This window comes from Chryseobacterium sp. SIMBA_029 (assembly GCF_046535275.1).
Lineage (GTDB): Bacteria > Bacteroidota > Bacteroidia > Flavobacteriales > Weeksellaceae > Chryseobacterium.
Window position 1 is genome coordinate 1 of record NZ_JAWRXA010000318.1, and the last position, 272, is coordinate 272.

At 56.6% G+C, this 272-nt stretch carries 1 protein-coding gene; it reads right to left on the reverse strand.

Annotated features, from left to right (window positions below):
* Window positions 1–165, reverse strand: a 165-nt coding sequence (locus SB679_RS24275) for a PAS domain-containing protein (RefSeq protein ID WP_410704810.1), incomplete at its 3' end; no start/stop codon positions are given.
* Between the last annotated feature and the right edge of the window lie 107 nt (window positions 166–272).

Consider the following 272-nt stretch of genomic DNA (forward strand, 5'->3'; position numbering starts at 1 on the left):
CACGACATTGCCGTCGGAATCGAGTAACGGATTCTGCCTGAGGTTGAACCATCGATATTCGCCATCGGCCCGCCGAATTCGAGCATCCACCGGGCGGCCCCGTTTCGATTTGAGAATTTCTTCCCAAGAAGTCCGCATCAGTTCGACGTCGTCGGGATGAAACATGCGGTAGAAGCCAAACCCACGATCTCCTCGAACGGCAGTCCGACGAAGTCGATAAGGTTCTGGTTCCAGTATTCGAGCCGGCCGTCAGGGGTGCAGGACCAGGCCAT